Source organism: Frigoribacterium sp. NPDC087798, from assembly GCF_044742985.1.
GTDB lineage: Bacteria > Actinomycetota > Actinomycetes > Actinomycetales > Microbacteriaceae > Frigoribacterium.
On sequence record NZ_JBIUVP010000001.1, the window covers coordinates 295,897 to 322,350 of the forward strand.

21 protein-coding genes are annotated in these 26,454 nt (G+C 69.9%); 8 read left to right on the plus strand and 13 right to left on the minus strand.

The window, feature by feature from the left end:
* Window positions 1–40 precede the first annotated feature (40 nt).
* The 4 genes from acnA to dut form a co-directional block, all read right to left on the minus strand.
* Entirely contained in the window at window positions 41–2,857 is a 2,817-nt protein-coding gene (acnA, locus tag ACIOSR_RS01435; RefSeq protein ID WP_159826519.1) for an aconitate hydratase AcnA, read from the minus strand.
* 151 nt (window positions 2,858–3,008) lie between these two features.
* A complete protein-coding gene (locus tag ACIOSR_RS01440; protein ID WP_056045452.1) occupies window positions 3,009–3,767 on the minus strand; it encodes a DUF3159 domain-containing protein in 759 nt (252 codons plus the stop codon).
* A 6-nt stretch (window positions 3,768–3,773) separates the two neighbouring features.
* Window positions 3,774–4,412 (minus strand): DUF3710 domain-containing protein, encoded by a 639-nt coding sequence (locus ACIOSR_RS01445; protein ID WP_123570779.1) that lies wholly within the window; start codon window positions 4,410–4,412, stop codon window positions 3,774–3,776.
* A 77-nt stretch (window positions 4,413–4,489) separates the two neighbouring features.
* Window positions 4,490–4,951, minus strand: a complete 462-nt coding sequence (dut, locus tag ACIOSR_RS01450) for a dUTP diphosphatase (RefSeq protein ID WP_402751664.1) — start codon at window positions 4,949–4,951, stop codon at window positions 4,490–4,492.
* Between the two features lie 30 nt (window positions 4,952–4,981).
* Between dut and ACIOSR_RS01455 the strand changes: the two genes are divergently transcribed.
* Complete coding sequence (locus ACIOSR_RS01455; RefSeq protein ID WP_402751665.1) at window positions 4,982–5,446, plus strand: DUF3093 domain-containing protein; 465 nt, start codon at window positions 4,982–4,984, stop codon at window positions 5,444–5,446.
* Here the strand turns inward: ACIOSR_RS01455 and ACIOSR_RS01460 are convergent.
* The gene (locus tag ACIOSR_RS01460; protein WP_043592858.1) at window positions 5,421–5,714 is read right to left on the minus strand and encodes a DUF4193 domain-containing protein; all 294 of its coding nucleotides are present in this window, start codon (window positions 5,712–5,714) and stop codon (window positions 5,421–5,423) included. The two genes, ACIOSR_RS01455 and ACIOSR_RS01460, sit on opposite strands and share 26 nt — an antisense overlap.
* Before the next feature lie 198 nt (window positions 5,715–5,912).
* Here ACIOSR_RS01460 and sepH point away from each other — a divergent pair, with 198 nt between their 5' ends.
* A complete protein-coding gene (gene sepH, locus ACIOSR_RS01465) occupies window positions 5,913–7,067 on the plus strand; it encodes a septation protein SepH (protein ID WP_192123590.1) in 1,155 nt (384 codons plus the stop codon).
* 28 nt (window positions 7,068–7,095) lie between these two features.
* On the opposite strand, the gene ACIOSR_RS01470 is transcribed toward sepH, so the two are convergent.
* Window positions 7,096–8,226, minus strand: a complete 1,131-nt coding sequence (locus ACIOSR_RS01470) for an alkaline phosphatase family protein (protein ID WP_402751666.1) — start codon at window positions 8,224–8,226, stop codon at window positions 7,096–7,098.
* Window positions 8,227–8,287: 61 nt separating this feature from the next.
* Between ACIOSR_RS01470 and ACIOSR_RS01475 the strand changes: the two genes are divergently transcribed.
* Window positions 8,288–10,801: a DNA topoisomerase (ATP-hydrolyzing) subunit A gene (locus tag ACIOSR_RS01475; protein ID WP_402751667.1), complete on the plus strand. Its 2,514-nt coding sequence runs from the start codon at window positions 8,288–8,290 to the stop codon at window positions 10,799–10,801.
* 80 nt (window positions 10,802–10,881) lie between these two features.
* On the opposite strand, the gene ACIOSR_RS01480 is transcribed toward ACIOSR_RS01475, so the two are convergent.
* Complete coding sequence (locus ACIOSR_RS01480; protein WP_402751668.1) at window positions 10,882–12,996, minus strand: type IIA DNA topoisomerase subunit B; 2,115 nt, start codon at window positions 12,994–12,996, stop codon at window positions 10,882–10,884.
* Window positions 12,997–13,220: 224 nt separating this feature from the next.
* Between ACIOSR_RS01480 and ACIOSR_RS01485 the strand changes: the two genes are divergently transcribed.
* The gene (locus ACIOSR_RS01485; protein WP_043592677.1) at window positions 13,221–13,448 is read left to right on the plus strand and encodes a hypothetical protein; all 228 of its coding nucleotides are present in this window, start codon (window positions 13,221–13,223) and stop codon (window positions 13,446–13,448) included.
* A 100-nt stretch (window positions 13,449–13,548) separates the two neighbouring features.
* Here ACIOSR_RS01485 and ACIOSR_RS01490 read toward each other — a convergent pair whose 3' ends face one another.
* The 5 genes from ACIOSR_RS01490 to ACIOSR_RS01510 all read right to left on the minus strand — a co-directional run bounded on the left by ACIOSR_RS01490 (window position 13,549) and on the right by ACIOSR_RS01510 (window position 19,432).
* Window positions 13,549–14,301 carry a hypothetical protein gene (locus ACIOSR_RS01490; RefSeq protein ID WP_402751669.1) on the minus strand — a complete coding sequence of 251 codons (753 nt, stop codon included), beginning with the start codon at window positions 14,299–14,301 and terminating at the stop codon, window positions 13,549–13,551.
* Window positions 14,298–15,557, minus strand: coding sequence for a MurT ligase domain-containing protein (locus tag ACIOSR_RS01495; RefSeq protein ID WP_285063517.1), 1,260 nt, complete (start codon window positions 15,555–15,557; stop codon window positions 14,298–14,300). Before ACIOSR_RS01495 ends, ACIOSR_RS01490 begins: the two co-directional genes overlap by 4 nt.
* 4 nt (window positions 15,558–15,561) lie before the next feature.
* Window positions 15,562–16,821, minus strand: coding sequence for an RNA polymerase sigma factor (locus tag ACIOSR_RS01500; RefSeq protein WP_056047486.1), 1,260 nt, complete (start codon window positions 16,819–16,821; stop codon window positions 15,562–15,564).
* A 240-nt stretch (window positions 16,822–17,061) separates the two neighbouring features.
* Entirely contained in the window at window positions 17,062–18,417 is a 1,356-nt protein-coding gene (locus tag ACIOSR_RS01505) for a nitrate/nitrite transporter (RefSeq protein WP_402751670.1), read from the minus strand.
* An 88-nt stretch (window positions 18,418–18,505) separates the two neighbouring features.
* Complete coding sequence (locus tag ACIOSR_RS01510; protein WP_056047489.1) at window positions 18,506–19,432, minus strand: proteasome assembly chaperone family protein; 927 nt, start codon at window positions 19,430–19,432, stop codon at window positions 18,506–18,508.
* A gap of 85 nt (window positions 19,433–19,517) precedes the next feature.
* Here ACIOSR_RS01510 and ACIOSR_RS01515 point away from each other — a divergent pair, with 85 nt between their 5' ends.
* The 3 genes from ACIOSR_RS01515 (at window position 19,518) to sucB (ending at window position 24,133) form a co-directional block, all read left to right on the plus strand.
* Window positions 19,518–20,996: a leucyl aminopeptidase gene (locus tag ACIOSR_RS01515; RefSeq protein ID WP_402751671.1), complete on the plus strand. Its 1,479-nt coding sequence runs from the start codon at window positions 19,518–19,520 to the stop codon at window positions 20,994–20,996.
* 174 nt (window positions 20,997–21,170) lie between these two features.
* Window positions 21,171–22,544, plus strand: coding sequence for a dihydrolipoyl dehydrogenase (lpdA, locus tag ACIOSR_RS01520; protein WP_159826512.1), 1,374 nt, complete (start codon window positions 21,171–21,173; stop codon window positions 22,542–22,544).
* 89 nt (window positions 22,545–22,633) lie between these two features.
* Window positions 22,634–24,133, plus strand: a complete 1,500-nt coding sequence (sucB, locus tag ACIOSR_RS01525) for a 2-oxoglutarate dehydrogenase, E2 component, dihydrolipoamide succinyltransferase (protein WP_402751672.1) — start codon at window positions 22,634–22,636, stop codon at window positions 24,131–24,133.
* A gap of 27 nt (window positions 24,134–24,160) precedes the next feature.
* Here the strand turns inward: sucB and ACIOSR_RS01530 are convergent, their stop codons facing one another.
* Window positions 24,161–25,546 (minus strand): hypothetical protein, encoded by a 1,386-nt coding sequence (locus tag ACIOSR_RS01530; RefSeq protein ID WP_402751673.1) that lies wholly within the window; start codon window positions 25,544–25,546, stop codon window positions 24,161–24,163.
* A gap of 122 nt (window positions 25,547–25,668) precedes the next feature.
* Here ACIOSR_RS01530 and ACIOSR_RS01535 point away from each other — a divergent pair, with 122 nt between their 5' ends.
* The gene (locus tag ACIOSR_RS01535; RefSeq protein WP_056045492.1) at window positions 25,669–26,391 is read left to right on the plus strand and encodes a DUF4191 domain-containing protein; all 723 of its coding nucleotides are present in this window, start codon (window positions 25,669–25,671) and stop codon (window positions 26,389–26,391) included.
* The last annotated feature ends 63 nt before the right edge of the window (window positions 26,392–26,454 follow it).

Below are 26,454 nucleotides of genomic sequence, written 5' to 3' on the forward strand. Positions count from 1 at the left end.
GGCGATCGTCCGGGGGCCTGGTCACTGCGGGGTCCGTCGCTCAGACCAGGCTGCGCAGGACGTACTGCAGGATGCCACCGTTGCGGTAGTAGTCGGCCTCGCCGGGGGTGTCGATGCGCACGACGGCGTCGAACTCGACCGGCTGCTTGCCCGCGGGCGAATGGGTGGTGGGGGTCGCCGTGACGTGGACCGTCTTCGGCGTCGTGCCCTCGTTGAGCTGCTCGATGCCGACGATGTCGATCTGCTCCGTGCCGTCGAGACCGAGCGACTCCCAGCTCTCGCCCTGCGGGAACTGCAGGGGAACCACTCCCATGCCGATCAGGTTCGATCGGTGGATGCGTTCGAAGCTCTCGGTGATGACCGCCTTGACCCCGAGCAGGCTCGTGCCCTTCGCGGCCCAGTCCCGGGACGAGCCCGAGCCGTACTCCTTGCCGCCCAGGATGACCAGGGGCGTGCCCTGCTCCTGGTAGCGGGCACTGGCGTCGTAGATGAACGACTGCGGCCCCTCGGCCTGGGTGAAGTCGCGGGTGTAGCCACCCTCGACCCCGTCCAGCAGCTGGTTCTTGAGACGGATGTTCGCGAACGTGCCCCGGATCATGACCTCGTGGTTGCCGCGACGGGACCCGTACGAGTTGAAGTCCTTGCGGTCCACGCCGTGCTCGTCGAGGTAGTGGCCGGCCGGGCTGTCGACCTTGATCGACCCGGCGGGGCTGATGTGGTCGGTCGTGACCGAGTCGCCGAGCTTGGCCAGCACGCGGGCGCCCTGGATGTCGGTCACCGGCGTGGTCTCGATCGTCATGCCCTCGAAGTACGGAGGTTTGCGCACGTAGGTCGACTCGGAGTCCCACTCGAAGGTGGCGCCCGTCGGGGTCGGCAGGGAGCGCCAGCGCTCGTCGCCGTCGAACACCCCGGCGTACTCGTGGGTGAACATCCCTGTGTCGATGGACGAGTCGATCGTCTGCTGCACCTCGGCCGCGTCGGGCCAGATGTCGCGGAGGTAGACGTCGGAGCCGTCGTCGGCGGTGCCCAGGGCGTCGTTCTCGAAGTCGAAGTTCATCGACCCGGCGAGGGCGTACGCGATGACCAGCGGCGGGCTGGCGAGGTAGTTCATCTTGACGTCGGGGTTGATGCGACCCTCGAAGTTGCGGTTGCCCGACAGGACGGCCGTGACGGCGAGGTCGTTGTCCTGCACCGCCGTGGAGATCTCGTCGAGCAGCGGGCCCGAGTTGCCGATGCAGGTCGTGCAGCCGTAGCCGACGGTGTAGAAACCGAGGTCCTCGAGATAGGTGGTCAGGCCGGCCTTCTCGTAGTAGTCCGTGACGACCTTCGACCCGGGCGCGAGGGTCGTCTTGACCCACGGCTTGGCCTTGAGCCCCTTCTTGCTGGCGTTGCGGGCGAGCAGGCCCGCGGCGAGCATGACGGAGGGGTTCGACGTGTTCGTGCACGACGTGATGGCCGCGATGGCCACGGCGCCGTGGTCGAGCGTGAAGGTCGAGCCGTCGCCGAGCGCCACGGAGGTGGGCTTGGAGACCTTGGCCGGTGCGTGCGACGTGTGCGAGATCGAGTGCGGCTGGGCGTCGTCGTCGTCCTCGGCCGTGAAGCCGATCGGGTCGGAGGCCGGGAACGTCCCCTCGACCGCGGCGTCGACGTGCGAGTGGTCGGTCGTGGCGTAGTTCTCGAGGTCGACCTCGAACTGCGACTTGGCCTCGGTGAGTTCGATGCGGTCCTGCGGGCGCTTCGGCCCGGCGATGGACGGGACGACCGTCCCGAGGTCGAGCTCGAGGTACTCGCTGAAGACGGGTTCGGTCGACGGGTCGTGCCACAGGCCCTGCAGCTTGGAGTACTGCTCGACGAGGTCGATCTGCTCCTCGGAGCGTCCGGTCAGACGCAGGTAGTCGAGGGTCACGTCGTCGATCGGGAAGATCGCCGCCGTCGAACCGAACTCGGGGCTCATGTTGCCGATGGTCGCCCGGTTCGCCAGGGGCACCTCGGCGACGCCTTCGCCGTAGAACTCGACGAACTTGCCGACGACGCCGTGCCGGCGCAGCTGCTGCGTGATGGTGAGCACCACGTCGGTCGCCGTCACGCCGGTCGGGATCGAGCCGGAGAGCTTGAAGCCGACGACCTTGGGGATCAACATCGACACGGGCTGACCGAGCATCGCGGCCTCGGCCTCGATGCCCCCGACGCCCCAGCCGAGCACGCCCAGGCCGTTGACCATCGTCGTGTGCGAGTCGGTGCCGACGAGGGTGTCGGGGTACGCCTGCAGCACTCCGCCGACCTCGCGGCTGTAGGTGACCCGCGCCAGGTACTCGATGTTGACCTGGTGGACGATGCCGGTGCCCGGCGGGACGACCTTGAAGTCGTCGAAGGCCGTCTGCCCCCAGCGGAGGAACTGGTACCGCTCGCCGTTGCGCTCGTACTCGATCTCGACGTTGCGTTCGAGCGCGTTCTCGGAGCCGAAGAGGTCCGCGATGACCGAGTGGTCGATGACGAGCTCTGCCGGTGCCAGCGGGTTGATCTTGGTCGGGTCTCCGCCGAGCTCGGCGACGGCCTCTCGCATGGTGGCGAGGTCGACGATGCAGGGCACCCCCGTGAAGTCCTGCATGACCACGCGCGCCGGCGTGAACTGGATCTCGGTGTCGGGCTCGGCGGTGGGCTGCCACGAGCCGAGTGCCCGGATCTGGTCACCCGTGACGTTCGCACCGTCCTCGGTGCGGAGCAGGTTCTCGAGCAGGACCTTGAGGCTGAACGGAAGCGTCGAAGAACCCTCGACCGCGTCGATGCGGTAGACCTCGTAGTCGGTGGACCCGACCGTGAGGGTGTTCTTCGAGCCGAAACTGTTGATTGCAGACACGTGCCGTCTCCCTTGCTGACTACGCCCTCATCTTGGCCGGTGCGCGCGACGCCCACCAGCGAGGTCAGCCTAAGTCCGCGGGGTGTCCCCGGGGCCGATCCCAGCGATTTGTCTCGATGTCGAGACAAAACATAGCACCAGGAGGCGCGGGTCAGGCCGACGGGCCCCGCGCGTCGTCCGCCGCCTCGCGTCCGCGGTAGACCGTCCGCACGAGGAGCCAGGTCACCCAGAGCAACCCCGCGTAGAGGGGCACGCCCATGACGAGCTTGAGCGTCCCGAGGAGAGCGACGTCCCCGGCCAGCCACAGCGGCACCTGAACGGCGAGGCGGGCGGCGAACAGTCCGGCCCACAACCAGGTGGCCAGGACGAGGACGCGTCGTTTCGCCCGGTCCCCCCGCCAGCCCGTGCCGTCGTTCGTGAGGAGTCCGACCACGATGCCGATGAGCGGCCAGCGCACGGCGATGCTGACGAGCATCGCGGCGAGCGACGCGGCGTTGATCAGGAGGCCGGGCACGAAGTTGTTCTCGGCACGGCCGGAGAGCAAGGCGATCCCCGCGGAGAGGGCGATGCCGAAGACGCCCGCGAGGGCCTGGGCGACCGGACCGCGCTGGACCGCGCGTGCGACGACGAACGCCACGGCCAGGACCAGCGGGATGAGGACCGACGGGACGACGTCCTGCGTGATCGTGTAGACGACCACGAAGCCGAGCCCGGGGACGATGGACTCGACGAGCCCCCGCACCCCGCCGATGGCGGTGAGCAGCGCCGACGCCGTCGGGACCTCGCCGGGGGCCACCTGGCCGATGCCGGCCCGTCGGGCGGCGGCTTGCAACTGGGCCGCGAGCGACACCCGGGGGTCGTCGAGCGGCGACGGATCAGCCGGATCGGGCCGGTCGTCGGACGCGGACACGTCGGGTCAGACGACCGAGGGCGTGGTGCCCGGGGCGTCGGTCGGGCCGGCCTTCGGCATCGACAGCGGGATCAGCTCGCGCGGAGGCATCGGGGTCGTCCCGCGGACCACGACGATGCTGCGGAAGAGTTCTTCGATCTTCTCGGCAGCGTCGCCTTCGTGAGCCGCGTCGCCCGCGATCACGCCGCGGAGGAACCAGCGGGGCCCGTCGACGCCGATGAAGCGTGCTCGCCGGGTCGTGCCGGGGTCACCGCCCATCACCGGGATCTCGGCGCGGACCTCAGGACCGAAGGGCCCCTCGACCTCGGCCGTCGTGCCGCCCTGCTTCTCGATCTGCTCGCTGATCTGACCTCGGATCTCGTTCCAGAGTCCCGTCGTGCGGGGCGCCGCGAACGGCTGCACCTGCAGCGTCGACTTGGCGAAGTCGAGGCCGACGGCGACGACCCTCTTGCTTCCCTCTTCGACTTCGAGTCGGAGGTGGAGCCCTTCGCGGGGCAGGATCTTGACGCCACCGAGATCGACGTACGGGCGGACGGGGTTGGCCTCGGTCTCGTCCAGCGGGCCCACCTCGGAGCGGTCCGCGGGTGCCGACTTGGAGTCGTCGAACACCTCGACCTCGGCGTCGTCGAGGGACTCGATGTCGATCTCGACGTCGGCGACGTCGGCCGACTCGACGTCGATCTCGACTGCGGCCAGTTCTTGCTCGCGGCGTTTGGACTTCCTCACGCGGTGCCTCCTGGGTTGTGTGCGTATCCGGTGGATCCGTGACCTTCGACCCCTCGGACGCTCTCGGGGAGCGTCGCGACGGGGACGAAGGTCGCGCGGACGACCGGCATGATGACGAGCTGGGCGATCTTGTCACCGACGGCGACGTGGTGCTCGGCCTCGAGGTCGGTGTTGAGCAGCGAGACCTTGATCTCTCCGCGGTACCCCGCGTCGACGGTGCCCGGGGCGTTCACGACGGTGATGCCGTGCTTGGCGGCGAGGCCGCTGCGGGGCATGACGAACGCGGCGAAACCCTCGGGAAGGGCGATGGAGACGCCCGTGCCGACCAGGGCGCGGTGGCCGGGCCTCAGCACGAGGTCCTCGGTCGAGACCAGGTCGGCGCCGGCGTCGCCCGGGTGGGAATACACGGGCACCGACATCGCCTCGGCGGCGATGAGGACGTCGAGGGTCTGGATCACGTGTCGAGGGTAGTGCAGAAGTCTGGTCGAATGGACGTCATGAACCCCTACCGTGAGCGCCTGCTCCCGCCGCTCTCCGTCTTCGTGGCCTGCGCGCTCCTCGTCCCCGCCACCCTCCTGGTCTTCCTGCCGATCAACTCGACGGTCGGCGTGGTGATGGCCGTCGTGTTCTACGCGGCCGCCGTCGTCCTGCTCGTCCTGACCTCGCCCGTGCTGACGATCGACGACGAGGGCTTCACCGCGGGGCGGGCCCGTCTGTTCGCCCACGAGATCGGTGACGCCGAGGGGTTCACCGGCGCCGATGCGACACGAGAAAGAGGGCCCCGGCTCGACGCGCGAGCCTGGACCCTCTTCCGGGGGTGGGTGCGACCGGTGGTCAAGATCTCTTTGACGGACCTCGACGACCCGGCGCCCTACTGGTTGGTGTCGACCCGTCGACCCGACGAGGTCGTGCGACGGTTGGAGGCGCTCAGGCGGCGCACTCCCGGCAGATAGCGCCCAGCTTGGTCTCGTGGTCGAGCTGCGAACGGTGCTTGACCAGGAAGCACTCGACACAGGTGAACTCGTCGACCTGCGGGGGGAGGACGACGACGTCGAGGTCGAGGTCCGAGAGGTCCTGCCCGGCGAGCTCGAACGAGCCCGGGTTGTCGGCGTCGTCGTCGACGACGCCGGTCATCTTGTCGGGGACCCTCTCTTTGAGCCCCTCGATCGACTCCGAGCCGTCGTCGTCGTTCTTGCGAGGTGCGTCGTAGTCGGTGGCCATGCCCATCCAGTTCTTCGGTGATTCGTGTGCCCGATTCGGCGGGTGCAGTTTGCATCACTCGTTGTCGAATAGCAAACCAGTTCCCACGGCCTTTCAGCCGCCTCGGGAGAACTGACGGCACGCCCGTCGTATTCCCGTGAGAACGGCCGCCGACGTGCGACTCTTGGCACCGGATCACGACGGTGAAAGGCGTGGAAAATGCAGGATCTCAGGGTCATAGGCGTCCAGAGCGGAGCTCTGCTCGTCGCCACCGACGCCGGTGGCGAGTACCGCCTTCCCGTCACCCACACCCTCCACTCCCAGCTGAGGGCGGCCAGCCCCGGTGACGCCCCGGTCGAACGGAAGGCACCGCCCCGTGAGATCCAGGCCCTGGTCCGGGCTGGCAAGACCCCTCAGCAGGTGTCCGACCTGACCGGCGCCGACCTCGACTACGTGCACCGGTTCGAAGGGCCGGTCCTCGCCGAGCGCGCCTTCGTGCTCGAGAGCGCCAGGGCCGTCCCGGTGTCCGTCGACGACGACGCGGCGTCCGGTGTGCAGGCGACCACCTTCGGAGCCGTCATCGACGAGCGACTGGACGGTGCCGAGACCTCGCAGCGCGACTGGAGCGCCTACAAGGACGCCGAGCACGGCTGGGTTGTCCACCTGGCCTTCGTCACGCACGAGGTCGAGCGCGACGCGACGTGGCGCTTCGACCCGAAGAAGTCGGTCCTCGCCCCCCTCGGCGGCGACGCCCACCGTCTCTCGCAGCACGGCGAGGACGTCGGTCCACTCGTCCCTCGTCTCCGGGCCGTCTCCCGCGAGCCGCGCCACGACGACACCTCGGGCCGTTTCGACAGCGGTGCCTTCCTGGTCGAGCAGGCCGACGCGGTCGAACTGCCGGCCGAGACCGCGACCGACCGGTTGCGTCCCGGCGTCCGCAGCACCGCCTCCTTCGCCGCCGCCAACCGGGCACCCGACGACGAGAGCGGGCACGACCAGACCGCGGACCTCCTCGAGGCGCTGCGACGCCGCCGCGGAGAACGCGAGGCCGCCCGGTTCTCCGACGACGACGGACGCCCGGACCACCAGGCCACCGGGGCGATCCGCGTGATCGACGTCCCCCTGGACGACTTCGACCTGCCCGAAGGGGCCACCAAACCCACCCCCGTGCTGCCCGACCGGTCGACCCGAGGTGACGCCCCGGCGGGCGACGCACCGGTCCAGCCCACGGGCATCCGGGGCAGCCGGGGACGCGCTGGACGACGCGAGATGCCCAGCGCGGCCCAGTCGACGAAGAAGGCGCGGGGGCGCACCTCGATGCCGAGCTGGGACGAGATCGTCTTCGGAGCGCGCACGGACGACGACCCCGCCTGACCTCACCGGCCCGCCCCGGCGGCCACGATCACCGCCGGTAGGCGCCGAACGTCCTCAGGGGCACGAGCGTCTCGTCGTCGGACCACGATCCGTGGTGACCGACCATGGTTCCCGGAGCACCACCGCGATCTCGTCCGTCGTAGTAGGCGACGCCCCGCCGGGCGGCGACGATCACGTCGCCGATGCGGGGCAGGACCGCCGGGTCCACGGCCCCGAACCAACCGGCGTCGACGGCCTCCGACCGGGACAACACCCAGGCTCGGTCGCCTTCGGCTGCTCGCCACGCGTCGAGCACCGCATCCCGGCGGCCCTCGTCGGCATCGGGCTCGAGGTGCAGTTGCAGGCAGCGGGGCTCCCCCGCCACGTGCCTCACCCCGTCGACCAGGGCGGGCATGCCCCCGAAGACGATGCGCTTCCGTTCGGCCACGTCGACGATGCCGTGGTCGGCCGTGACGATCACCCCGACGTCGGGCGCGACCGAGGCCTCCAGCCTCCGGACCTCGCCGTCGACGCCTTCGAGGGCGTCGATCCATTCGTCCGATTCCCAGCCGGCACGGTGAGCGATCATGTCGAGCTCGGGGACGTAGAGGTACACCAAGGAGGCGCGGGTCGAGTCGACGAGCGTCGCCGCGGTCTCGAAGCGGTCGGCCACGCTCTCCGCCACGTCGTAGGTGGCGCCCCGCAGGATGGCCTCGGTCAGGCCGGACGAGCGGTAGCGCTTGGGGCCGACGGCGTGGGACTCCACGTCGGTGGCCGTCTCGAACAACGTGGGACGCCGCTGCCACTCGTCGGGCCGCATGCGATCGTCCCACCCCGAGAGCTGCTTCACCACTCGATCGTTCTCGGGGTCGAGGGCCGAGTAGCCGACGAGGCCGTGCTCGCCGGGGAGCGCCCCGGTCGTCAGCGTCGTGAGCGCCGCGGCGGTGGTCGTGGGCCACCCGGACCACAGGCTGCCTTTAACCCCCGACAACGTCCGGGCGTGGCCCCGACGGGCGCCGAGGGCCGCCTGGCCGAGACCGTCCACCAGGACGACCACCGCGGCCCGCGCGGCGGGCAGGCGGAGCGCGTTCGGCTCGCCCCGCAGGGACGCGAGACTCGAGGGCACCACGTCGGCCAGGCTCACGGCCCCTCTGGGGCGCGCCGGTACGATGGAGGACACCGGCCCCAGTCTGGCACAGCGACGATCGGGTGCCCCGTCCACCCCGATCCGTGAGAAGTGCATGACCACCACCGAGAACACGAGCAGCTCCGACCACGGCGAACGCATCGAGGACATCGACGTCTCGCTCGAGATGCAGGGGTCGTTCCTCGAGTACGCGTACTCGGTCATCTACTCCCGAGCGCTGCCCGACGCCCGGGACGGCCTCAAGCCCGTCCAGCGTCGCATCCTCTACCAGATGTCCGAGATGGGCCTCCGGCCCGACCGGGGCCACGTCAAGAGCGCGCGCGTCGTCGGTGAGGTCATGGGCAAGCTCCACCCGCACGGCGACACCGCGATCTACGACGCCATGGTCCGTCAGGCGCAACCCTTCACCATGCGGGTGCCGCTCATCGACGGGCACGGCAACTTCGGCTCGCTCGACGACGGGCCCGCCGCACCGCGGTACACCGAGGCTCGTCTCGCCGAGGCGTCGTTGGCCATGACCCAGGGACTCGGCGAGGACGTCGTCGACTTCGTCCCCAACTACGACAACCAGTTGATGCAGCCCGAGGTGCTTCCGGCGGCCTTCCCGAACCTGCTCGTGAACGGTGCGAGCGGCATCGCGGTGGGCATGGCGACCAACATGGCGCCCCACAACCTCGTCGAGGTCGTCGGTGCCGCCCGGCACCTGATCGACCACCCCGACGCCAGCCTGGACGACCTGATGGCGTTCGTGCCGGGTCCCGACCTGCCGACCGGCGGCACGATCGCCGGGCTGGCCGGGGTCCGCGACGCCTACGCCACGGGTCGGGGCAGCTTCAAGACCCGGGCGCGGGTCGGCGTCGAGAGCATCACCGCACGGAAGAACGGTCTCGTGGTCACCGAGCTGCCGTACCTCGTGGGGCCCGAGAAGGTGATCGAGAAGATCAAGGACGGGGTGCAGGCGAAGAAGCTCACCGGCATCACGGACGTCACCGACCTGACCGACCACAAGCACGGTCTCCGTCTCGTGATCGGCATCAAGACGGGTTTCAGCCCCGAGGCGGTCCTCGAGCAGCTCTATCGCTACACCCCGCTCGAAGACGGCTTCAGCATCAACAACGTCGCCCTGGTCGAGGGGCAGCCGCGGACCCTCGGCCTGAAGGAGATGCTCGAGGTCTACGTCGCGCACCGCCTCTCGGTCGTCACGCGTCGCAGCCGCTACCGGCTGGCCAAGAAAGAGGACCGCCTCCATCTCGTCGAGGGCCTCCTCGTCGCCATCCTCGACATCGACGAGGTCATCCAGGTGATCCGGACGAGCGACGACACGCCTGCCGCCCGGGCACGCCTGCGCGAGGTCTTCGACCTCAGCGAGATCCAGGCCGAGTACATCCTCGACCTGCAGCTGCGCCGTCTCACCAAGTTCAGCCGCATCGAACTCGAAGCCGAGCGCGACGAGCTGCTCGCGGCCATCGCCGACCTCAAGGACCTGCTGGCCGACCCCGCCCGCCTCCGGGCCCTCGTCTCGAGCGAGCTCGGTGAGATCGCCGAGCAGTTCGGCACGCCGCGTCGGACCCTGCTCACGGAGGCCAAGGCGAGCGTCGCGACGACCGGTCGCGGCAGCAGGTCGGCCCCGGTGCTCGAGATCGCCGACACCCCGACCCGGGTGTTCCTCTCGACGACGGGCCGCGTCCTGCGGGTGGACCACCTCGACCCCGACTCCGCTGCCCCCACTCCCCCGACCCGACGCACGAAGCACGATGCCGTCCTCTCGTCGATCGACACGACGACGCGGACCGAGATCGGCGCCGTGACGAACCTCGGCCGCCTCGTCCGGTTCACCCCCGTCGACCTCCCGTCCGTGCCGCCCACGTCCGTCCAGCTGGGTGCGGGGGTTCCCATCCGGGACTACATCGGCGTGGTCGACAAGAAGGAGCGCGTGCTCGGGCTCGTCTCGCTGACCGCCGACCGGAGCATCGCGCTCGGCACGGCCCGCGGGGTCGTCAAACGGGTCGCGACCGGCCAGTACCCCGCCCGACCCGACTTCCCGGTCATCACGCTGAAGAAGGGCGACCAGGTCGTCGGCGTCGCCCAAGGGGTCGACGAGGACGAACTCGTCTTCGTCACGTCCGCCACGCAGTTGCTCCGGTTCACCGCCTCCGCGGTCCGGCCGCAGGGGCCCGCGGGTGGCGGGGTGGCCGGCATCAACCTTCCGGACGACGCGACCGTGATCTTCTTCGGTGCCGTGCCCGCGGGTCGCGAGGCCGTCGTCGCGACGGTCTCGTCGAGCAGCTCGACGATCGCCGGCACCGACCCCGGACGTGCCAAGCTCAGCGCGTTCGACGAGTACCCGGGAAAGGGGCGTGCCACGGGCGGCGTCCGGTCCCACTCGTTGCTGAAGGGCGAGGACGCCCTGTCGCTGGCCTGGGTCGGCCCGGCTCCCGCTCAGGCGGTCGGGCCGGACGGTTCGGTCCGCACTCTGCCCGCCGAGCTCTCACGCCGTGACGGATCGGGCACGCCCCTGGACGCGCCCGTGGGCTCGGTCGGCGCCTCGGTGGCTCACATCGCCGATTCGGCCACCGGCCTCGAGGCGGGTGCCGAACCGGACGAGTGACCCCTCGACGGACCGACCGAGACGGCGTCCTGGACGTCGAGACAGGGCGTCCTCGTTCTCGGTGACGGCCTGCTCAGGTCTCAGACGTCGATGCGGTCCCGGCTGAGACCGGCGCCGTCGATGATGAACTCCTTGCGAGGAGCCACGTCGTTGCCCATCAGCAGTTCGAAGACGCGGGCGGCGTTCTCGGCGTCGTCGACCTTGACGCGCCGCAGCATGCGGTTCTGGCGTTCCATCGTCGTGGTGCGGAGCTGTTCGGCGTCCATCTCGCCGAGTCCCTTGTACCGCTGGATGGGGTCCTGGAACTTCTTGTTCGTGCGTTTGAGCCCTGCGAGGACACCGTGCAGCTCTTTCTCGGAGTACGTGTAGATCGTCTCGTTCGGCTTGCTGCCGGGGTGCATCACGACCACTCGGTGCAGAGGGGGGACTGCCGCGAAGACGCGACCGGCTTCGATCATCGGTCTCATGTACCGGAAGAACAGCGTCAGCAGCAGCGTCCGGATGTGAGCACCGTCCACGTCGGCGTCGCTCATGATGATGACCTTGCCGTAGCGGGCCGCCTCGAGATCGAAGGACCGTCCTGACCCGGCTCCCAGCACCTGGATGATGGAGGCGCACTCGAGGTTCGAGAGCATGTCGCTGACCGAGGCCTTCTGCACGTTGAGGATCTTGCCGCGGATGGGCAGGAGTGCCTGGAACTCGCTGTTCCGGGCGACCTTGGCCGTGCCCAGCGCGGAGTCCCCTTCGACGATGAACAGCTCGCTGTTCGCCACGTCGTTCGACCGGCAGTCGACCAGTTTGGCCGGCAGGGTCGAGTTCTCCAGTGCGTTCTTGCGACGCTGGGTCTCTTTGTGCGCCCGTGCGGCGATGCGGGTCTTCATCTCGGCGACGACCTTGTCGAGCACGAGGGCGGTCTGCGCCTTGTCTTCTCGCCGGGTCGACGTGAACAACGCGCCCAGCTCGTTCGCCACGACGTTCGCGACGATGGCGCGGACGGCCGGCGTGCCCAGGATCTCTTTCGTCTGGCCCTCGAATTGTGGCTCGGGCAGGCGCACCGTGAGGACCGCCGTCAGACCGGCCAGGACGTCGTCCTTCTCGATCTTGTCGGTGCCCACCTTGAGGCGACGGGCGTTGACCTCGACCTGCTGCCGCACGAACTTGAGCAGCCCGGCCTCGAAGCCGGTCTGGTGCGATCCGCCCTTCGGCGTCGCGATGATGTTGACGTAGCTGCGGAAGACCGTCTCGTACCCTCCGCCCCAGCGCAAGGCGATGTCGACGTCGCACTGCCGTTCGAGTTCGGTGGCGATCATGGCACCACCGTCGGTGAGCACGGGCACCGTCTCGGTGTAGGTGCCCGACCCGGTCAGACGCCACGTGTCGGTCACGGCGGTGTCGGGGGCGAGGAACTCGACGTATTCGCTGATGCCTCCGTCGAAGCGGAAGGTGCTCTCGAGGGGGAAGCCGCCGTCCGTGAGCGAACCCACGCGTTCGTCGCGCAGGGTCAGCGTCAGCCCCGGGATGAGGAAGGCCGTCTGCCGGGCCCTCGCCGACAGTTCGTCCGTCTGGAACGAGGCCCCTCGGGTGAAGATCTGGCGATCGGCCCAGTAACGCACCCGCGTGCCGGTGACGCCGCGCTTGGTCTTGCCCACTTCTCGGAGGACGCTGCCGGACACGAAGGGAGTGAACGGTGAATCGGGGGTGGGTTCGTCGACGTCCTCGAAGGTGCCGGGTTCACCGCGTCGGAACGACATGGCGTACGTCTTGCCGCCCCGGTCGACCTCGACGTCGAGCCTCTCGGACAGTGCGTTGACGACGGAGGCGCCGACGCCGTGGAGGCCGCCGGACGACGTGTAGGACCCGCCGCCGAACTTTCCGCCGGCGTGCAGCTTCGTGAACACGACCTCGACACCGCTCAGACCCGTCTTGGGTTCGATGTCGACGGGCACCCCGCGTCCGCTGTCGCGGACCTCGACGCTGTCGTCGGGGTGCAGCACGACGTCGATGGTGTCGCCGTGCCCGCCCAGGGCCTCGTCGACCGAGTTGTCGATGATCTCCCACAGACAGTGCATCAGGCCCCGGGAGTCGGTCGACCCGATGTACATGCCGGGGCGTTTGCGCACGGCCTCGAGGCCTTCGAGCACCGAGAGGTGCCGAGCCGAGTAGTCGGAGGCGGGGGCGGACGAGGTGGGGGGCATTGTTCTCCTGAGGGGCCCGCCGCCATCTCTCGACGACGGGAATGCGGGGAGGCGGTGACCGCGTTACAGCCTACCGAGGGCCGCCGACACGGCAGTCCCGACACTCGACCGGCCCCTCGCCGCTACGCGATGAGCGAAATCCGGTGCCGATGGCACGCGATACCGACGTCGGCGTGTTTTGATGAGTGTCTCACCCACCGCACCACCGTCAGGAGGAGCATCACATGACTCAGATGGCCACCGACCAGACCGCCGTCGACGAGCTCGGCTCCCGTTACCAGTTGAGCGCCGCGGACCGCTGCGACAGCTGCGGAGCCCAGGCCTACATCCGCGCGACCATGGCCACCGGCGAACTGCTCTTCTGCGCCCACCACGGCGCGAAGTTCAAGGAGAAGCTGCAGCCCACCGCCATCGAGTGGCTCGACGAGAGTTCGAAGCTCCTCGCCCACTGAGACGCCGCGCCTCCCCGGACCACAGCCCGGGCCGGCGGTACGACGAAGGCCCCGCATCCGATCGATGCGGGGCCTTGGTCGTGTCTGCGGACCGACGTCGTCACATGGCCTTGAACGAACGCTCGAGGTTGTCGGCGATGACCTTCTGCGACGCGGCGGCGTACTCGTCGAGCTTCGCGTGCCCGGGGCCTGCCGAGTAGGAGATCATCCGGCGGCTCAGGGCGACGCGGAGCACCCGGTCGGCGAGGGCGGGGTTGAGCGGCAGGACCGGGCCCTTCAGCTGCGTGCCGAAGGAGACCCCGCGTCGGACGCCCTCGCGCCCGTCACCGTTCCCGCCTCCGTGGACGACGGTCCCGAAGGGCTCCGCGTCCACGCCGAGTTCGAGATGCGCGGCATGATCCTCGAAACCGAACAGGGTGACCTCGTCGCCCTGGTAGTCGGTCGTCACCTGCAGGTAGTTCGTCCGTCGCGGAGCCCCGCGGCGGACCACGGCGTCGAAGAAACCGACTCCCTCGACCGTCGCCCCGTCGACGTCCTCGACGCCCCGACTGAGGAGCTCGAGACCGCCCCCCACCGCCACGACCGGCACACCGGACGCCGCGAACGACTCGAGCGCCGGCGCGAGGCGGCGAGCGTCGGCGGCGACGGCTCGCACGCCGGACAGGGGGCCGTGCCCCACGACGACCACGTCGGCGACGGTCGGCACGTCGTCGCCCACGCGGTACTCGAGCACGCGGCTGTCGATCCCGGCTCGGTGCGCGCGCACCGAGAGCGACGTCACGTTGCCCCGATCGCCGCTCACACCGAGCTCTTCCGGGTAGAGGTGGACGATTCGGAGGACGTCGTCGCTCACGCGGTCTTCTCCAGGTCGGGGTGGCCGAGGATGCGACGGGCCAGCATCATCTGCTCGTAGTTCGTCACGAAGTGCTTCGTCTTGTCGCTCGGGGACGGAAGGGCTCGCATCAGACGGATGGCCTTCGAGATGTCTTCTTCGATCACGTGGACCGGGATGCCCTCGTGCTCGAGCCTCAAGGCCAACTGCCAGGCCTTAGCGCCGGCGAGGACGTCGACGTGGTCGAGGTGCGAGAAGTCGATGTCGTAGATCCACGAGATGTCGGGCGTGCCCTCGTCGATGGCCAACATGACCTGCTCGACGCCCTGCGGGAGTGCGTCGAGGTTCATCTGGAGGCTCGCCGCGTTCTTGAACATGATGAACTCGGCTTCGTCGGCGCCGAGGGACATGCGCTCACCACGGCCGTAGGCCGGCTTCATGCTCTCGAACGCCCGCCGGACGGCGGCCGGGTCGACCGGGTGCCCCAGGACGACCGAGGCCGTCTGGAGCGCCGCTGCCGCGTCGACCGCGTAGTGGAGACCACGGGCCGGCAGCCGGACGTCGATCGGAGTGCCCGAGACCGTGATGGTGGCACCCGTGCCCGTGAGCGCGGTCACCTCGGTCTCCGCGGTCAACGAGGAGTCGGCCTCACGGCTGAAGTCGTGCGCGTTCTGCAGGCCGTTGGGCGACGCGGAGACGACCTCGGACGAGGCGCCGAACCGGGTCACCGTCTGGCGACCGACCGGCTGGTAGGGGCCGAGGTGCTGGTCGTCGCGGTTCGTGACGACCGCGACCGTCGCCTCGGCGGCGGTGTCGGTCATCATCGTGCCGACCCGCTCGGTCTCGAAGAACCGGTACAACTGGTCGACCTGCACGTTGAGCATGAGGACCGTGGAGGGGTGCAGGGACTTCGTCAACTCGACCGCGAAGGCCTCGTCGACCTCGATCACGCCGATGTCGTCACGGACGCGACCGAAGGGCGTCACCTCACGGAGGAAGGCCGACGCGATGCCCTGCGGGAGGTTGGCACCCGTGGGGTTCGTGAACACCTTCAACCCGTGGGCACGAAGCGTCTCGGTGAGCATCATCGTGGTCGTCGACTTGCCGTTCGACCCGAGCACGAACACGACGCCGCGATCGAACTGGGACGACACATGGGTGAGGAAGTCGGGCGCGAGCTTCAGGACCGTCTGCCCCGGGTACGCCGACCCGCCACCACGCAACCGGGCGACCGCCCGGACGAGACGGCCGGCCAGCACGGGGACCAGGTAACGCACGGGCCTACTCGAGGTAGTCGCGGAGCGACTGTGAACGCGACGGGTGGCGGAGTTTCGCCATCGTCTTGGACTCGATCTGGCGGATGCGCTCGCGCGTCACGCCGAACGTGTCACCGATCTGGTCGAGGGTCTTCGGCATGCCGTCACCGAGCCCGAAGCGCATGCGGATGACACCGGCCTCGCGCTCGGACAGGCTGTCGAGCAGCGATTCGAGCTGTTTCTGCAGCATCGTGAACCCGACGGCGTCGGCCGGCACGACGGCCTCGGTGTCCTCGATGAGGTCGCCGAACTCGCTGTCGCCGTCCTCACCCAGGGGCGTGTGGAGCGAGATGGGCTCGCGGCCGTACTTCTGGACCTCGACGACCTTCTCGGGCGTCATGTCGAGTTCACGCGACAGCTCTTCGGGCGTGGGCTCGCGTCCCAGGTCTTGCAGCATCTGACGCTGGACACGGGCGAGCTTGTTGATGACCTCGACCATGTGCACCGGGATGCGGATGGTGCGAGCCTGGTCCGCCATGGCCCGCGTGATGGCCTGACGGATCCACCAGGTGGCGTAGGTGGAGAACTTGAAGCCCTTGGTGTAGTCGAACTTCTCGACGGCGCGGATCAGGCCGAGGTTTCCCTCTTGGATCAGGTCGAGGAACTGCATGCCACGGCCCGTGTAACGCTTGGCGAGGCTGACCACGAGTCGGAGGTTGGCACCGAGCAGGTGGCTCTTGGCCCGCTGACCGTCGCGCGACACCCAGCGCAGCTCACGCTCGAGCTCGCGGCTCAGGCCGGTGCTGTTCGCGAGCTTGTCGTCGGCGAAGAGACCCGCCTCGATCCGCATGGCGAGCTCGACCTCTTCGGCCGCGTTCAACAGGGCGACCTTGCCGATCTGCTTCAGGTAGTCCTTGACGGGGTCGGCCGTCGCACCCGTGATCGTCGTCGAGTAGACGGGCATCTCGTCGTCGTCGTCCTGAGAGATGACGAGCGCGCCGGTGGGGAGGATCTCGGGGACGGGCTTGGCGCCCTCGCCGTCCGCGTCGTCGGCGGCAGCCGGGTCGACTGCGGCCTCGGCGTCGACCTCGTCGTCGGCGGGTTCGGCTGCGGCGGCCTTCTTGGCTGCGGCGGTCTTGGCCGGAGCCTTCGTCGCCGCCTTCTTGGCGGGAGCCCTCTTGGCCGGCGCCTTCTTGGCGGGAGGAGCCGTGGTCTCGGCCTCGACGGCCGTGTCGTCGGTCACGGCCTCGTCGGGGGCCGTGGTCGCCTTGCTTCGTGTAGCCATGCGAACACCTTTCAGTTCTCGGTACGTTCCGGACCGGACGCGATCGTCGCGTTCACGTGCGCCGGTGGGGACGTCGACCGGCACTGGGCGTCGGCCGAATTCGGGCAGTACTAGGACCCATGTCAAGTCCTCGATCGAATGCGCGTCGACGACGTCGACGCGGTAACTCGATCGATGGACATGAACGGGTCCGTATCCCATTATTGCACGTCCGACCGGTGCCGAGCGACAAGGGCGACCTCAGGCGGTCGGTCCCCTCCGGGCCCGGGTGCGTGCGGCATGCCATCTCTTGTTGAGGGCAACCCAGAGAGGCGCCACCTCTATTCCTTCCTCCAGCCGCAGGCCCCGGCGGGTGCGCCGACGCTCGACGAGCAGAGCCACCACGCCACCGCCGATCACCACGTACTGCACGAGCAGCGCGATGCGGAACGACTCGAACGCGAAGAGGTCGCTCGGCTGGCCCGAGGCGATGCGGGCGGCATCGAGTCGATCGAGCACGACGCCGATGAGGAACATCATGACGAAGCTCGCCAGGAAGCCACCGACGTTGACCACCCCGTTGGCCACGCCGAGGCTGCGAAGCGGGTTGAAGGTCCGCGCGAAGTCGAAGCCGATCAGGGAACCGGGCCCGCCCACTCCGAGCACGACCACGAGCACGTAGGCGAGCCAGTGCGGGGGTGTCCCCGGCCACGCGAGCAGCGTCGTCCAGACCACGGCCAGCACCGTGACGATGCCGAGGACCAGGTTGGAGCGTCGCATCGGGTACCGGGCGACCAGCACCCCGAGGACCGGTCCCGCCACGACACCCGACAGCACGAGGAGGGAGAGCATGCCCGAGGCCTCGGCGGTCGAGAAGCCCAGACCGCCCACCAACAGGGGAACGCCCCACAGCAGGCTGAAGACCGTGCCCGACGACTGCGTCACGAAGTGCGACCAGAACCCCAGCCGGGTCCCGGGACGCCGGACGCTCTGTCCGAGCTGTCGCCCCGCGTCGGCCCAACTGACGACCGTCTCGGAGCGGACGCGACCGGTCGGCGACTCCTTCACGACCAGGAGCACCACCACGGCGGCCACGACCGACAACGACGCCGCGCTGAGGAAGGCCGGGCCCCACCCCGCCCCGTGCAGGACGATCGACAGCGGCACGGCCGACAGCACCTGACCCAGTTGTCCGACGTTGCCGGTCCACTGCGACACCTGCGGCAGGATCGGACCACGGAACCACGAGGGCAGCAGACGGATCACCGAGATGAAGGTCATCGCGTCGCCGGCGCCGACGAGCACGCGGCCCACGACGGCCACGCCGATCGTCGGGGGCGAGAGCGCCACGACCAGCTGGCCCGCCGCCAGCAGGACGGCCCCTGCGACGATGAGCCTCTTGGGTCCCACCCGGTCGAGCAGGACGCCGACCGGGATCTGCAGCCCGGCGTAGACGACGAGTTGGACGACGGCCAGGGTCGACAGGGTGGAGGCGGAGACGCCGAAGAGCTGCTGGGCCTCGACGCCCGAGACGCCGAGCGACGACCGCTGCAGGACGGCGACGACGTAGGCGAAGACGGCGGCGCCCCAGACGAGCCAGGCGCGTGCGGAGTTCACCCGGTGACCCTAGCCGACCGGGCGCCGGACGCCGGCCCGCGCCTCCTGCGTCCGCGGATCGGAACGGACCCGGGAGGTGCGGTGCCGGTCAGGCGCGGTCGTCGCCCTCGCCGTCGACCCGCCGGGTGGCGAGGAACTTCTCGAGTTCGGCCGCCAGTGCGTCGGCCGTGGGCACCTGGCCGTCCTGGTCGGTCAACGGCGACGGCAGCGGGTTTCCCTGCATGTAGGTGTCGTGACGTTCCTCGAGCGTGGCGACCAGGCGCGAGAGCTCATGGTTGCCGGCGACCTGCTCGTCGACCTTGACCATGAAGTCACGACCCTCTTCGCGGAGGCGGTCGGTCGGGAAGATCAGACCCGTCGCGGCACTGATGCTCGACAGTGCCGCCACGGCGGCGTCGGGGAACTCGGTGTCGGCCAGGTAGTGCGGGACGAGCAGGACGAAGCCCGCCGTGGGGTGACCCGTCTCGCCGAGTCGGTGTTCGACGAGGTGCAGAGCGTTGGCGGGGGCCTGGGTCACGGGCTTCCAGACGGACATCGCCTCGACCAGGTCGGACCGGTTGCCGCTGACCGTCACGCCGATGGGACGGGTGTGGGGCACGGGCATCGGGATCGAGTGCACCCAGGTCGTGGTCGAGACGCGGTAGCGCTCGACGAGCTGCACGACGGCCGCGGTGAAGCGCTGCCACTGGAAGTCGGGTTCGAAGCCCGCCAGCAGGAGGAACCGCTGACCGAGGTCGTCGTGGACGAGGTAGAGGGAGAGGGTCGACGGCTCGATCTCGGAGATGTGGTCCTGGTCGAACGTGAAGGTCGGGCGACGGGCCCGGTAGTCGAGGAGCTCGTCGGCGTCGAACGTCGCCACGAGGGTGTGGTCGAGGGTGTCGAGGACGTACTCCGCGAGCTGGCTCACCGCCGAGCCCGCGTCGGCGAACCCGGTGAGTCCGGCGACGAGCGGGAGGCCCTCGGGCACGCCGTCGGCGTCGGGGGTGAAGTCGTAGAGAGCTGCGGGGTCGTGCATGGTCTCCATGCTAGGCACCGGTCGTCGCCAGGAGGGCCCGCGACCACGTGCCGAGAGCGAACACCACGGTGGATACGATGGATGGATGACCGTCGCCACCCTCTCCGTCCTGCCGTCCGATCCGATCACCGCCGAGGCCGACGTCCTCGTCGTCGGAGTGGTGAAGGGGGCCGACGGTCCCGCGCCGACCCTCGAGGTCCCGGGGCTCGCCGAGTGCTTCGCCGCCCTCGGTGTGACGGGCGCGCGGGACGAACTCGTCAAGGTCCCCGCGTCCGGCGTCACGGCCACCATCGTGGCGCTGGTCGGCCTGGGCGACGCCGTCACGGCCGAGAGCCTGCGCTACGCCGCCGGCTCGGCCGTCCGTCAGCTCACGGCCGTCGACCGGGTCGTCCTGGCCCTGCCCGTGGGCGACGCCGCCGACGCACTGGCCGCCCTCGAGGGCGCCGCGATCGCCTCGTACGAGTTCGACGCGTTCCGGCACTCCTCGGCGTCCGACACCCGTCGACACGCTCGCGACATCGCCCTCGCGACGGCCACGGAGGTCCAGGAGTCCGTCCTCGACCGTGCCGCCGTGGTGGCCGAGGCGGTGCACACCGTCCGTGACCTCGCCACGACTCCCCCGCAGCAGATGTACCCCCAGGCACTCGCCGACTTCGCCGTCGCGCACGCGTCGGACGACGCCCTCTCGGTGACCGTGCTCGACGAGGACGGCCTCCGTGACGGCGGGTACGGGGGCATCCTCGGCGTCGGTCAGGGCTCGAGCCGCGGTCCCCGACTCGTCAAGGTCGAGTACTCCCCCGCCGGAGCCGCCAAGCACCTCGCCCTGGTCGGCAAGGGCATCACGTACGACACGGGCGGGTTGTCCCTCAAGCCCGCCGGGAGCATGCTCGGCATGAAGGACGACATGACGGGGGCCGCCACGGTCCTCGCCGTGACGGTGGCCGTGGCCAAGCTGCGGCTCCCCGTGCGGCTGACCGCCTGGCTCTGCATCGCCGAGAACATGCCGAGCGGCACGGCGATCCGACCCGACGACGTCCTCACCATCAAGGGCGGCACGACCGTCGAGGTGACGAACACCGACGCCGAGGGCCGCCTGGTCATGGCGGACGGGTTGGTCGCGGCGAGCGACGAGCAGCCCGACGCCATCGTCGACGTGGCCACCCTCACGGGTGCCCAGGTCGTCGCCCTGGGCATGCGATACGTCGGCGTCATGGGCAACGACGACCTCGCGTCCGAGATCGTGTCGCTCGCCGACACGTCCGGAGAGACCTTCTGGCGCATGCCGCTGGCCTCCGAACTCCGCGCGCGCCTGAACTCCGACGTGGCCGACCTCGTGAACGCGACCCCGGGCAACACGGCCGCAGGCATGCTGCTCGCCGGCGTCTTCCTCAACGAGTTCGTCGGCTCGCGGGAGGGCACGACGACGCCGATCCCCTGGGCCCACCTCGACATCGCCGGTCCGTCCAACAACAAGGGCGGCGGCTACGGCTACACGGCCAAGGGCTCGACGGGCGTGACCGTCCGTACCCTGATCGAGCTGGCCGACAAGTTTTCTGCTGCGTAGTAGGGTCGAGGGGGCGGGAGAAACCCGCTGAGATCGGTCCCCCGAGAGCATCCTCCGACGCGCGTCACGACGACGCCGCCGAACGGTGCGGTCGGTTCGGGGACGGGCGTCGTCGCCACCGCGACGGCCCCGCCTCGGCGTCGGGGCACCGCGGACGCACGAGGGAGTTGCTGGGTGTCGGAACAGAATTTTGACCTGGTGGTGCTCGGTGGCGGGAGCGGCGGATACGCCGCAGCGCTGCGAGCGAGCGAGTTGGGCCTGAGCGTCGCACTCGTCGAGAAGGACAAGGTCGGGGGCACGTGCCTCCACCGAGGCTGCATCCCCACCAAGGCGCTGTTGCACTCGGCCGAGGTGGCCGACGTGTCGCGCGAATCCGCCAAGTACGGCGTCAACACCGATTTCCACGGCATCGACATCGCCGCCGTGACCTCGTACCGCGAGGGCATCGTCGCCAGCAAGTACAAGGGTCTCCAGGGGCTCGTCAAGGCCCGTGGCATCACGACCGTCGAGGGTGAGGGCAAGCTCACGTCGCCCTCGACCGTCCAGGTCGGCGAGACCACGCTCAAGGCCAAGAACGTCGTGCTCGCGACGGGTTCGTACTCGCGGAGCCTCCCCGGTCTCGAGATCGGCGGCAAGGTCATCACCAGCGAGCACGCCCTCGCGCTCGACCACGTGCCGAACAAGGTCGTCATCCTCGGCGGTGGCGTCATCGGCGTCGAGTTCGCCAGCGTCTGGAAGAGCTTCGGCGTCGACGTGACCATCGTCGAGGCCCTGCCGCACCTCGTCCCCAACGAGGAGGAGTCGATCTCCAAGCAGTTCGAGCGCGCGTTCCGCAAGCGCGGCATCGCCTTCTCGCTGGGCGTCCGGTTCCAGGGAGTCGAGCAGAACGACGACGGCGTCGTCGTCACCCTCGAGGACGGCAAGACGTTCGACGCCGACCTCATGCTCGTCGCCGTCGGCCGTGGCCCGTCGACCGCCGGTCTCGGCTACGAAGAGGTCGGCATCACGATGGACCGCGGTTTCGTCCTGACGAACGAACGTCTCGCGACGAACGTGCCCGGCGTCTACGCCCTGGGCGACATCGTGCCCGGCCTGCAGCTCGCGCACCGCAGCTTCCAGCACGGCATCTTCGTCGCGGAAGAGATCGCCGGCCTCAAGCCGCAGGTGATCTCCGACGTGAACATCCCCAAGGTCACCTACTCCGACCCAGAAGTCGCTTCGGTCGGCCTGACCGAGGTCAAGGCCGCCGACCAGTACGGCGCCGACAAGGTCACCAGCTACGACTACAACCTCGCGGGCAACGGCAAGAGCCACATCATCGGGACCAGCGGCTCGGTCAAGGTGGTCCGCGTCGTCGACGGTCCCGTCGTGGGCGTGCACATGATCGGCGCCCGTGTCGGCGAACTGATCGGTGAGGCACAGCTCGCCGTCAACTGGGAGGCCTACCCGGAGGACGTCGCTCCCCTGATCCACGCGCACCCCACCCAGAACGAAGCCCTCGGCGAAGCCATGCTGGCCCTCGCGGGCAAACCGCTGCACGCGATGTAGATCCCTGGCACCATCGCTCCTGCTCAGCAGGGGCCCGCACCACCACCACATCAACCACAGACACACATGTCGTCAAAGGAGCCCCACAGATGAGCGAATCCGTCAACCTCCCGGCACTCGGAGAGAGTGTCACCGAGGGTACGGTCACCCGCTGGTTGAAGAACGTCGGTGACCGCGTCGAGGTCGACGAGCCGCTGCTCGAGGTCTCGACCGACAAGGTCGACACCGAGATCCCTTCGCCCGTCGCCGGCGTGATCGAGGAGATCCTCGTCGCCGAGGACGAGACCGTCGAGGTGGGCACGGCCCTCGTCCGCATCGGAGACGGCAGCGCCTCCGAGTCGCCGGCGGACGAACCGGAAGCCGCCGCGGAGCCGGAACAGGCACCCTCGGCACCCGCCGAGCCGGAGGCCGAGGAACCCGAGCTCCCGTCGTCCGCGGCCCCTGCCCCGGGTGAGGACTCCGCCGCCAGCGCGCCCGAGCCCGCCCCCGCGGTGGACCCCGCGCCCGCCGCCCAGCAGGACGGCGCACAGCAGGACGCCGCCGGCCAGCAGCCGGCCGCCGCACAGCCCCAGGCCGCCCGGCCCAGCAGCGAGCAGCCGGCCCCGTCGGCACCGACGCCGTCGCCCGCCACGGGATCGTCCGAGACGTCGGCACCCGCCACGCCGGCCCCGAGCAGCGGTGCGCCGGTCGGTTACGTCACCCCGCTCGTCCGCAAGCTGGCGAACGAGAAGGGTGTCGACATCTCGACCCTGACCGGCAGTGGCGTCGGCGGTCGCATCCGCAAGGAGGACGTCCTCGCCGCCGCCGAAGCCGCCGCGACCTCGACGACCTCGGCGCCGGCCTCCTCCGGTCCCGCCCCGATCGAGGTGTCGCCGTTGCGCGGCACGACCGTTCCGATGTCGCGCCTCCGCAAGGTCGTCGCCGAGCGTGCGGTCCAGTCGATGCAGGCCATGGCCCAACTCACCAGCGTGGTCGAGGTCGACGTCACCAAGGTCGCGGCCTTCCGCGACGCCAACAAGGGTGCCTTCCTCGAGAAGACCGGCAACAAGCTGTCCTTCCTGCCGTTCTTCACCCTGGCGGCCGCCGAGGCGCTCAAGGCGCACCCGAAGCTGAACGCCACCGTCGACGGTGACTCGATCGTCTACCCCGACCACGAGCACGTGGCGATGGCGGTCGACACGGAGCGCGGCCTGCTGACGCCGGTCATCAAGAACGCCTCGGACCTCGACCTCGCGGGCATCGCCGGCCAGATCGCCGACCTCGCGCAGCGCACGCGTGACAACAAGCTGAAGCCCGACGAGCTGGCCGGTGGCACCTTCACCGTCACCAACACGGGATCGCGCGGCGCCCTGTTCGACACCCCCGTGGTCTTCCTTCCGCAGGTGGCCATCCTCGGCACCGGCATCGTCGTCAAGCGCCCCGTGGTCATCAAGGCCGACGGTTCGGAGTCCATCGCCATCCGGTCCATGGTCTACCTGGCCCTGTCGTACGACCACCGCATCGTCGACGGCGCCGACGCGGCGCGCTTCCTGGTCGCCGTCAAGGAGCGCCTCGAGGGCGGGGACTTCACGTCCAAGCTGGGCATCTGACGCCCCTCGCGTGAGGCCCGACCGGCCTCACCGATCGACGATCACGTCGCGAAGCCGCCAACCGGCCTCGGTCCTCATCACGAGGACCGAGGCCGGTTCGCCGTGCGGGCCCGTGGCCTCGAGCAACGCCGTCCCCCCGGTTCGTGACGCTCGTCCCGTGAGCTCGAGAGGGACCGTCGCCGCATCGGCGAGCGAGGGGTCGTCGAGCACGTCGGCGTCCCGGAGGGCGATCGGCGAACCGGGTTGAGCGACGGCGTCGAGACAACTCGGCGTGACGTCGCGCAGGCACATCAGCCGTGCCTGTAGGAGCACCTCGGCGGCTGCACCGGCATCGTCACCCCCTACTAAGGCTTCGACCTCGCCGGGCGTCACCGCCCCGCCCGTCCGAGCGGGTGCCGGCGCGCGGGTGTCCGCGGAGTCGCCGGACGGGCTCACCGGCGCCGACGACTCGGCCCCGGGCGCGACCGGACCCACCCCGGTGGCCGGTCCGTCGTGCCGAGGACCGTCATCACGTGCCGAGGCGGCCGGTCCGAGGACGAGAGCCACCCCGGCGACGACGACGCCCGCGGCCGCGAGCAGTCGGTATCGCCGACGGACGGCTCGCAGGGCGTCGACCAGCCGCCGTGGGCGGAGGTCAACCACGCCCGCGATCACCCGGTCGATCGCCTCCGACTCGGGCAGGAGGGCGAGCCAGCCCGGCATGACCCGTTCGTCCGCTGCGACCGACTCGACGCGTTCGCCCTGGGGGACCTCGTCGCCCTCGACCACGGCGTCGACACTCGAGAGCGGGACAGCCTCGCCGAGGTCGAAGACCGATTCGACGAGGGACTCGAAGCTCGTCGAGTCCAGGACCGGCGCCGAGGATCGCGAGGCCGGTCGCACCGCCCGCTCGACCAGGGCCCGGGCGAACTTCGCCGCCACGGGCAGCGACGTGCGCTCGGCGTCCGGCCCCGCATCCGACCCCGCGTCCACAGGATGGACGCCGACCAGGACGGGTGCCCCGCGGGCGTCGATCTCGACGTCGTCGACGTCCAGCGCACGTACGGCCGTGCCCCGACGGGCCAGATGCTGGACCGCGCCGAGCACGGGGACGACGAGGGTGATGACCTCCCCGGTCTCGGGTCGACCGCGGGCGGCCAGCCACGAGGCGAGTGGGTCGCCGCCGACGTCCGCGAAGACGAGCACGACCTCGCCGGACGGGTCCGTCACCACGTCGACGAGGGTGGCGACGTGGGCGTGGTCCGCCCGGGAGAAGGCGACCGCCTCGACGACGGGAGAGCGTCCGGTCGGACGCGACCCGCGCCTCCTGAGCACGACGCGTGAGCCGCCGGGCGCCTCGGCGAGGATGCGCTCCGCCCCGCCGTCGAGGCGCCGGGAGAGCACGCGGTAGGGGCCGATCGACTCGTTCGTCATGAGGCGATGGTGTCGTCCGGTGGTCGTCGGCGCCCTCCCGCCGGGGGGCCCTGTCGACCGGCGACGGACCGGAGTCCCTGGGGAGGATTCGTCGGGACCGCCGACCCCGTATCCTGGTGCACATGGCTCGACGCACGTCTCCCGAGAACACGTCCCCGAAACCGCCGAAGGAACCCGGCCGTTTCAAGCAGATGTGGCAGGTCTTCCAGATGACCCGCCGCGTCGACAAGACGGCGCTGCCGATGATGCTGCTGGCGTTCTTCGTGCCCGTGCTGCTCGGCGTGGCCGCGGCGCTGCTGCTCACGGGTGGCAACGTGCTCGCGCTGGTGCTCTACATCGTCGTCGGCGTCATGCTCGGGTTCTTGCTGCTGCTGATCGTGCTGGGTCGTAAGGCCGAGCGCGCGGCCTACTCGCAAATCGAGGGGCAGCCGGGTGCCGTCGGTGCCGTCATGAAGAGCGGCCTGCGTCGTGCGTGGCGTGCCGCTGAGATGCCCGTCGCCGTCCAGGGGCGCAGTCAGGCCGCGGTGTACCGCGCGGTCGGCCGGCCGGGCGTGGTGCTCATCGCCGAGGGCGGCGCCGGCCAGACCCGCCGACTCGTCGACGAAGAGCGTCGCAAGGTCACGCGCATCCTGCCGAACGTGCCGGTCCACGTGCTGAACGTCGGCCCCGATGCCGACTCCGTGCCCCTCCACAAGCTCGCCGGACGCATGAACAAGCTCAAGTCGTCCATCAACCGCAACGAGGTGCTGGCCGTCAGCAACCGCCTCCAGTCCCTCGGCCAGAACGGCCTGCCCATCCCCAAGGGTGTCGACCCCTTCAAGGTGCGGTCGGGCCGTCCGCGCTGACCCGGCGACCCCCGCCTCGACGTGACGTGACGACGGCGCCCCCCCGACCAGGAGGGGCGCCGT